7 protein-coding genes are annotated in these 8646 nt (G+C 65.7%); all 7 read right to left on the bottom strand.

The genetic code is table 11. The annotated features are described in order from the left end of the window. Positions 1-129: 129 nt before the first annotated feature. Positions 130-1533: a UDP-N-acetylmuramate--L-alanine ligase gene (gene murC / locus G8O24_RS41840; RefSeq protein WP_188108317.1), complete on the bottom strand. Its 1404-nt coding sequence runs from the start codon at positions 1531-1533 to the stop codon at positions 130-132. 122 nt (positions 1534-1655) lie between these two features. Beyond that, on the bottom strand, positions 1656-2756 hold the full coding sequence (murG, locus tag G8O24_RS41835) for an undecaprenyldiphospho-muramoylpentapeptide beta-N-acetylglucosaminyltransferase (RefSeq protein ID WP_188108316.1): 1101 nt from the start codon (positions 2754-2756) through the stop codon (positions 1656-1658). Between the two features lie 114 nt (positions 2757-2870). Beyond that, a complete protein-coding gene (gene ftsW / locus G8O24_RS41830; protein ID WP_188108315.1) occupies positions 2871-4022 on the bottom strand; it encodes a putative lipid II flippase FtsW in 1152 nt (383 codons plus the stop codon). A gap of 236 nt (positions 4023-4258) precedes the next feature. Next, positions 4259-4648 carry a hypothetical protein gene (locus tag G8O24_RS41825; RefSeq protein ID WP_188108314.1) on the bottom strand — a complete coding sequence of 130 codons (390 nt, stop codon included), beginning with the start codon at positions 4646-4648 and terminating at the stop codon, positions 4259-4261. Between the two features lie 2 nt (positions 4649-4650). After that, on the bottom strand, positions 4651-6048 hold the full coding sequence (gene murD, locus G8O24_RS41820) for a UDP-N-acetylmuramoyl-L-alanine--D-glutamate ligase (RefSeq protein WP_188108313.1): 1398 nt from the start codon (positions 6046-6048) through the stop codon (positions 4651-4653). Between the two features lie 10 nt (positions 6049-6058). Beyond that, positions 6059-7162, bottom strand: a complete 1104-nt coding sequence (mraY, locus tag G8O24_RS41815) for a phospho-N-acetylmuramoyl-pentapeptide-transferase (RefSeq protein ID WP_188108312.1) — start codon at positions 7160-7162, stop codon at positions 6059-6061. Positions 7163-7323: 161 nt separating this feature from the next. Then, entirely contained in the window at positions 7324-8646 is a 1323-nt protein-coding gene (locus G8O24_RS41810; RefSeq protein WP_438503276.1) for a UDP-N-acetylmuramoyl-tripeptide--D-alanyl-D-alanine ligase, read from the bottom strand.

Genomic DNA, 8646 nt, shown 5'->3' with positions numbered 1-8646 from the left:
GGGCGGGGGAGAGGGGTAGCCACGAACTCCGATCTCGCTTGGGGCTACCCCCCTCCCTGACCCTCCCCCACAAGGGGGGAGGGAGCGCAGTGTGCCTTGTCGTGAACAGAGAGTGCAGCATCGCTACTCTCACCCCAGCGCCTTCAACTGGTCCGGCAACGCATACGCCCATTGCGTGATGTTGCCGGCGCCGAGACACACCACGAGATCGCCGGATTTCGCCAATCCCTTCACGATGCCAGGAAGCTCCGTCGCCGCCGGCAGCGGGATCACCTCGCGGTGGCCATGGGCACGCAAGCCCGCGACGAAATGATCGCGGTCGATGCCGTCGATCGGCGTCTCGCCGGCCGCATAGACGTCGGCGACGACAACCGCATCGGCATCGTTGAAGCAGGTGCAGAATTCCTCGAACAGCGATTGCAGGCGGGTGTAGCGATGCGGCTGCACCACGGCGATGATCTTGCCATTGGTGGATTCCCGCGCTGCCTTCAGCACCGCGGCGATCTCGACCGGGTGATGGCCGTAATCGTCGATCACGGTAACGCCGTTCCACTCGCCCGTCTTGGTGAAGCGGCGCTTGACGCCACCGAAGGTCGCGATCGCCTTGCGGATCGCATCGTCCGAAACGCCGAGCTCGCGCGCGACCGCAATCGCGGCCGTCGCGTTGGAAGCATTGTGACGACCCGGCATCGGCAGCATGAGATCGGCAATCTCGTGCACCGCGCCCGTGTTGCGATCGCGGAACGCGACCTTGAATTTCGATCCGCCACCCATCGGCGTGAGGTCGAGCAGTCTCACGTCGGCCTGCGGATTATGGCCGTAGGTGATGATGCGGCGATCCTCGATCTTGCCGACGAGGGTTTGCACGACGGGATGATCGATGCACATCACCGCAAAGCCGTAGAACGGCAGGTTCTCGACGAAATGCCGGAACGCGTCCTGCACGGCGTCGAACGTCTTGAAGTGATCGAGATGTTCAGGATCGACATTGGTGACGATCGCGACATCCGTCGGCAGTTTTAAGAACGTGCCGTCGCTCTCGTCGGCCTCGACCACCATCCAGTCGCCGGCGCCGAGACGCGCGTTGGAGCCATAGGCGTTGATGATGCCGCCATTGATCACGGTCGGGTCGAGCCCGCCGGCATCGAGCAGGGTCGCGACCATCGTCGTCGTGGTGGTCTTGCCGTGCGTGCCGGCAATCGCGACGCAGCTCTTCAGCCGCATCAGTTCGGCCAGCATCTCGGCGCGGCGCACCACGGGAATGCGCCGCTCGCGCGCCGCCATCAGTTCCGGATTGTCGCGCTTGATCGCGGAGGACACGACCACGACGTCGGCGCCGTCGACATTCTCTGCCTTGTGGCCGACCGAGACCTTGGCGCCCTTCTTGCGCAGGCGGTCGAGATTGTAATTGTCCGAGGCGTCCGAGCCCTGCACGGCATAGCCGAGATTGACCAGCACCTCGGCGATGCCGCTCATGCCGATCCCGCCGATCCCGACGAAGTGGATGGGTCCGATCTCGCGCGGCAGTCTCATGCTCTGTTCCCTGACCTCGCCGCCTTGCGCAGGCGGCGACTGGCTGACATCACGGCCAAATCAGCCGCGCCGTTCGTACTGGATGCCCCGCTTTGGAAGACGAAGACAAGGGCTTTTTCGCGTCAGAGTCCGGCGACCTTGACCACCAGATCGGCCAGCCGCTCGGCGGCATCGAGCCGCCCTGCCCCTTTCGCCGCGGCCGCTATGGCGGCAAGGCGCGCCGGCTCGGCGGCAAAGCCGGAGATCTCGGCGGCGAGACGGTCGGAGGTAAATTCGGTCTGCGGGATGCGGATGGCGCCATCGACCTTGGCCAGCACGCCGGCATTGGCGAACTGGTCCTGGTCGATCGAACCCGGCAGCGGCACCAGGATCGAGGGCCGGCCGATCGCGGCCAATTCGGCCACCGTGCCCGCGCCGGAGCGCGACACGATGAGGTGGTTCGAAGCAAGCCGCGCCGGCAGATCGGTGAAGAACGGCGCGAGCTCCACCTTGATCTTGAGCTTGTCGTAGACCGCGCGCACGCGGCTCATGTCCTCGTCGCGCACCTGCTGGGTCAGGACCAGCCGGCTCCACAGTGCCGGTTCGAGGCGCTCGATCGCACCAGGCACGATGTCGGCCATGATGCGCGCGCCCTGGCTACCGCCGACGACGAGCAGCCGCAGCGGTCCATTCGCATCGGGGGCGGCATAGGGCACCGCGGCTGCCGCAAGGACGGCGGGGCGCATCGGCGTGCCGACCGTCGTCGTCTTGCCTGCCAGCGCCGGATCGCGGTCGAGCACGCCGGGCAATGACGTCGCGATGGCGCGGACGCGGCTTGACAGGAAACGGTTGGCGCGGCCGAGCACGGCATTGGCGTCGTGGATGATGCCGGGCACGCCGGCGAATTTCGCGGCGACCAGCGGCGGCAAGGTCGGATAGCCGCCGAAGCCGACGACGGCCGCGGGCTTCAACCGCTTGATCAGGCGATACGCGGACAATGTGCCGGTTGCGAGTGTGAGCCCGGCATAGGCGATCTGCAGCGGATTGCGGCCGCGCGCGGTCTCGCTCGCCACGACGTCGATCATGTCCTTGCTGAACAACCCGCTGTAGCGCAGCGCGCGCTCATCGGTGACGAGGCGCACGCGAAAACCGCGCCGGATCAATTCGACGCCGAGCGCCTCGGCCGGAAACAGATGCCCGCCGGTGCCGCCTGCGGCGAGAAGAATCAGGGGGGAGGTGGTCATGGACAGGTGTTTTACAAGGTCTTTCTCGTCATTGCGAGCGAAGCGAAGCAATCCAGACTACCTCCACGGAAACGCTCTGGATTGCTTCGTCGCTTCGCTCCTCGCAATGACGGCTTACGCGTAACTCCGCATCGCCTCGGCATGGCCGCTGGCCTCGACCTCGGTGCGCGGGCGCAGCCGCGTCAGGGCCAGCATCATGCCGACGCCATAGGCCAGCGACACGATCGAGGAGCCGCCATAGGAGATGAACGGCAGCGTCATGCCCTTGGCGGGGATGAGCTGGAGGTTGACCGACATGTTGATCGCGGCCTGCACACCGAACAGGATCGCAAGGCCCGAGGCCGCAAAGCGGGAGAACATGTCCTCATTGGCATAGGCGCGCGACAGCGTCCGGATCACGACGAAGGCAAACAGCGCCAGCATGGCAAGGCACAGGACGATGCCGAACTCCTCGGCGGCGACCGCGAACACGAAGTCGGTGTGACTATCAGGCAGGCTGCGTTTTGCAATGCCCTCGCCCGGCCCCAAGCCGAACCAGCCGCCGTTGTAGAACGCCTCCATCGCGGTATCGACCTGGAAGGTGTCGCCGGAGGCCGGATTCATGAAGCGCTTGATGCGGCCGGCGACGTGCGGGACGAACAGATAGGCGCTGAACAGGCCGGCGGCGCCGAGGCCCGCGAGGCCGAACACCCAGATCATGCGCATGCCCGCGATGAAGAACAGCGAGCCCCACACCATCAGGATCAGCATGGTCTGGCCGAAGTCGGGCTCCATCACCAGCAGCGACACCAGCATCAGGAGCAGCACCAGCGCCATCGAGGTCGCCGGCATCTCCGGCCGCTTGGTCGATTCCGCAAACAGCCAGGCGGCGATGACGACGAAGGACGGCTTTGCGATTTCTGACGCCTGGATGTTGACGCCGAGAAGCGTGATCCAGCGTCGCGAGCCTTTCACTTCAGGCCCGATGGTCAACGTCACCACGATCAGGATGATGCTGAGCGTGAAGATGATCAGCGCCGAGCGGCGGATCGCGCGCGGCGACAGGAAGGACACGCCGAGCAGCACCATAAAGGACGGCGCCAGGAACATCACGTGGCGGCTGAAGAAGTGGAACGGATCGAGCCCGATACGGGTCGCAACCGACGGGCTCGCCGCCAGCGACAGGATGACGCCGGTCAGCATCAAGAGCAGGATCGCGCCGAACAGCGGCTTGTCGACGGTCCACCACCACTCGGAAAAGGGGGTGCGTTCTTCACGGGAGAGCATGGGCGGCCGCTTTCGGACAGAGGTCCGTCCATTGGTCGCCGAGGTTGGTTACCGCAGGGTTAAGAGATCGTTCAAGTTTTGAAGAGTCTCGTGCCCCGGACGCAGCGCAGCGTCCCCGGCGATGCGAAGCATCGTCCGGTACGGTGCGCTGCTCAGCCGGGGCCCATCTCTCCGACACCGTCCGTGCAACTTCTGGGTCCCGGCTTGCGCTGCGCGCGTCCGGGACACGAGAGGCCCTATTCGTAATTGATGCTAACATCCCCCGTGCGCTGGTCGCGCTTGTAGATCTCGCCGGGCTCGGGAATGAAGCCGATCCGCACTGCTCGCTCGCTGCTCCAGGCGACGATGATCTCGGGATGCCCGCGCACGCTGACGAAGGTCGGCGTGTCCTCGGGCGAGAAGGTCCGGCCGCGCGCCACGATGCTGGCTTGCGTGCTGTCGGTTGCTCCGCACGACTTCCAGACCACGACGACCAGCTGACTGCCGCTTGGCGATGCGAACGCCCGCTGACGTACGAGGCGGCACGCGCCGAATTGGTGCATGACATTGTCGATGAGGACGACAGCGAGGAAACCGACCGGGACAGCAAGCGCGACGACCAGTCCGATCCAGCCTCGCCGCGACATTCTCACACCACCGGCTTCACACCCGGCAGCGCCTGCACCAGCTCGCGGAACGTGGTGCCGCGGATCTCGAAGTTGCGGTACTGATCGTATGAGGCGCAAGCCGGCGACAGCAGCACGACGGCGTCGGCAAGCCCCGAGGCCTCTGCATCGCGCGCGGCGTGCGCGATGGCGACGTCGAGCGTCTGGCTGATCTCGTGCGCCACCGAACCGAGCGTGCTCGAAAACTCCTGCGCGGCCTCGCCGATCAGATAGGCCTTGCGGATGCGCGGGAAGAAAGAGGTCAAGCTGGTGATGCCGCCCGCCTTCGGCTTGCCGCCGGCAATCCAGAAAATGTCGGCAAAGGACGACAGCGCATGCGCCGTGGCGTCCGCATTGGTGCCCTTGGAATCGTTGACGAACAGCACATTGCCGCGGCGGCCGACCTGCTCCATGCGGTGTGCGAGGCCTGGAAAGCTGCGCAGGCCGCTCTGAAGCACGTCGAGGCTGATGCCCATCGCGAGCGCGGCAGCGGCCGCGCACGCCGCGTTCTGCGCATTGTGCAGGCCGCGCAGCGAACCGATGCCGCCGAGCGTCGCGATCTCGCTGCGGGCGCCGCCCGCGGTGCGCACGATGGTGCCGTGCTCGACATGAATCCCAGACGCCAGCGGGTTCTTGACCGAGATTCGCACCACGTTCTTGCCGGCGCGGTCGAGCCGGTCGGCGATGTCGCGGCAAAAGCCGTCATCGACGCCCACGATCGCGGTGCCGTTGCCCTGCACGTTCGCAACCAGGTGCTCCTTCACTTCGGCGTAATGCGCGAGCGTGCCGTGACGATCGATGTGGTCCTCGCTGACATTGAGCAGGATGCCCACGGAGGGATCGAGCGAGGGCGTGAGGTCGATCTGGAAGGACGACATCTCGATGACGTGGACGCGGCCCATGCGCGGCGGCTCCAGCGACAGGATCGCGGTACCGATATTACCGCCCATCTGGGTGTCGTAGCCGGCGACTTTCGTCAAGTGAGCGATCAGCGCCGTGGTGGTCGACTTGCCATTGGTGCCGGTGATGGCAACGAATGGCGCGTCCGGCGCGTAACGCCGGCGCTCACGGCAGAACAGCTCGATGTCGCCGATCACCTCGACACCCGCTTCCCGCGCCTTCAACACGCTCCAGTGCGGCACTGGATGCGTGAGCGGCACACCGGGCGCGAGCACCAGCGCCGCGAAATTGTCCCAGGCAACGCTGCGCAGATCCGCGGTGATGAAGCCGGCCTGCGCCGCCTTGGCGACGTTCTCCGCATTGTCGTCGGCGGCGATCACCTCGGCGCCGCCGGCCTTCAGCGCATGGCAGGAGGCGAGCCCCGAGCCGCCGAGCCCGAACACCGCGACCGTCTTGCCGGCGAAGGATGTGACCGGGATCATCGCAAAACCATCACCGCAGCTTCAGCGTGGAGAGGCCGGCGAGTGCCAGCATCACCGAGATGATCCAGAAGCGGATCACGATCTGCGGCTCGGTCCAGCCGAGCTGCTCGAAATGGTGATGGATCGGCGCCATGCGGAAGATGCGCTTGCCCGTCAGCTTGAACGACACCACCTGCACGATCACCGAGACCGCCTCCAGCACGAACAGGCCGCCGATGACAGCGAGCACGATCTCGTGCTTCACCGCAACCGCGATCGCGCCCAGCATGCCGCCGAGCGCCAGCGAGCCGGTGTCGCCCATGAAGATCGAAGCCGGTGGGGCATTGAACCAGAGAAAACCGAGACCGGCGCCCAATAGCGCGCCGCAGAGCACCGCGAGCTCGCCGGTGCCCGCGACATATTTGATCTGGAGATAATCGGCGAACACCGCGTTGCCGGCGAGATAGGCGATCATCGCAAAGCTCGCGGTCGCGATCATGACGGGCACGATGGCAAGGCCATCGAGACCGTCGGTGAGATTCACCGCGTTGCCGGCGCCGACGATGACGAAGGCGCCGAACACGACGAAGAACCAGCCGAAATGCAGCACCGTGTCCTTCAGGAACGGGATGGTCAGCGCGGTCGATGCGGGATCGCGATTGAGCCGCACCAGCGCATAGCAGGCGACCAGGGCGATGATCGCCTCGATCAGAAGACGCAGCCTGCCGCCGAAGCCGCTCGTGGTCTGCTTGGTCACCTTGAGGTAATCGTCATAGAAGCCGACGAAGCCGAAGCCGAGCGTCACCGCCAGGACGATCCAGACGTAGGGGTTGAGCGGATTGGCCCACAGCACCGTGCCGACCGTGAGGCCGGACAGGATCATCAGCCCGCCCATGGTGGGCGTGCCCTTCTTGGCCAGATGCGATTGCGGACCGTCGGTGCGGATCGGCTGGCCCTTGCCCTGGCGGATGCGCAAATGGTCGATGATCCAGGGCCCGAACAGGAACACGAACAGCGCGCCCGTGACGATGGCGCCGCCGGTGCGGAAGGTGATGTAGCGGAAGACGTTCAGAACGGTGCGGACACCACCGAAGCCCGGAAATGTGTTGGAGAGATCGATCAGCCAGTAAAACATTCAGTCGGTCCTATGGCGCCCTTCGCACGCGGCCTTCGCGGGTGGCCTCAACGTGTCTCACGCGCATTCGCTGGTCTTCATCATGGGTCGGGCGACCCCAAAGAAACCGGACGGCGGCGCGCCGCAAAGGGGAGATTCGGGAGCAGCGCCTTCCAAGCAGTTTACGCCTTTGCCTGCAAGGCGGCCACTAGGCCCGGAACAAACTTGTTGACCCAGAACATCTTCTTGCTGCCCTTGACAACCACGACATCGCCTGCCTTCAGCAGGCTGGCGACCTCGCTGGCCTTGAGCGTGGCGGGATCGTCGTGCCAGCCGAGCCCCTTGCCCGACGGCAGCGCATCATAGAGGTGGCGCATCAGCGGCCCGACGCAGAAGACGCCGTCGATGCCTTGGAGATGCGAGGTCAGGGCGGTGTGGTAGCTTGGTGCGTCTTCACCCAGCTCCAGCATGTCGCCGAGCACCGCAATGCGGCGGCCGCCGCTCACGTGGCGCGCCTGGAGACTCTGCAATGCCGCAGCAACGCTGGCGGGATTGCCGTTGAAACTGTCGTCGATGACGGTGACGCCGCCGGCCGCCTGCTCGACGCCGCGACCGGTCATGATGCCGACGCGATCGAGCTTGATCGCGAGCGTCGCGACGTCCAGATGCGCCGCGTGGATCGAAGCGAGCGCGGCGAGCGCATTCTGCACGCGATGCGGAGCGCCCGGCGTCAGGCTGAAGGCGATCTCCTTCTTGCCGATTGCAGCCACGACCTGCCAGCTCTCGCCATGCGGGGCATGCGCGACCTCGTGCACCTCGGCCTTCTCGCCGAAACGCACCACCTTGCCTTTCCAATCAGGCGCCTTGATCCCTGATGGCAGCACCAGCACGCCATCATCAGGCAGGCCGAGCGCGATCGACACTTTCTCGCGCCTGATGGCGTCGAGCGAGCCGAGCTTTTCGAGATGCACCGGCTGGACGTTGACGACGAGCGCGACCGTCGGCCGGGTCAATTCACTGAGCCGCGCGATTTCACCGCGCTGGTTCATGCCCATCTCGACGACCCAGAGACTCGCATCAGGTCGGGCATTGCACAGCGTCAGCGGCACGCCCCAGAAATTGTTGAAGCTCGAGGGGCTCGCATAGGCGTTGGGATAGGCCGCCAGAAATTCCTTCGTGCTGGTCTTGCCGGCGCTGCCGGTGAGCCCGATCACCGGCCCGTGGAAGCGCGCACGTGCGGCGCGGGCGAGGCCCCAGAGGCCGTCGATCAGCGTATCCTGCACGACGATCTGCGGCACGCCGATGCCCGCGATCTCGTGCGGCACGATCATCGCCACCGCGCCCGAGGCTTCCGCCTTGTCGGCGAACTCCCTGCCGTCGCGCGCGCTGGGCGTAACGGGATCATTCCCTGATACCCCGATCGACTTCGTCACCCAGGACAGCCGCCTGGTGAAGCCGGGCAGCCTGTTCGTGGCCCTGTCAGGCACGCCGAGCGGCGGCTTCAT

This window comes from Bradyrhizobium campsiandrae (genome assembly GCF_014529705.1).
Classification (GTDB): domain Bacteria; phylum Pseudomonadota; class Alphaproteobacteria; order Rhizobiales; family Xanthobacteraceae; genus Bradyrhizobium; species Bradyrhizobium campsiandrae.
Note: the sequence above shows the minus strand (reverse complement) of the source record. Positions and strands in the feature narration are given on the sequence as shown.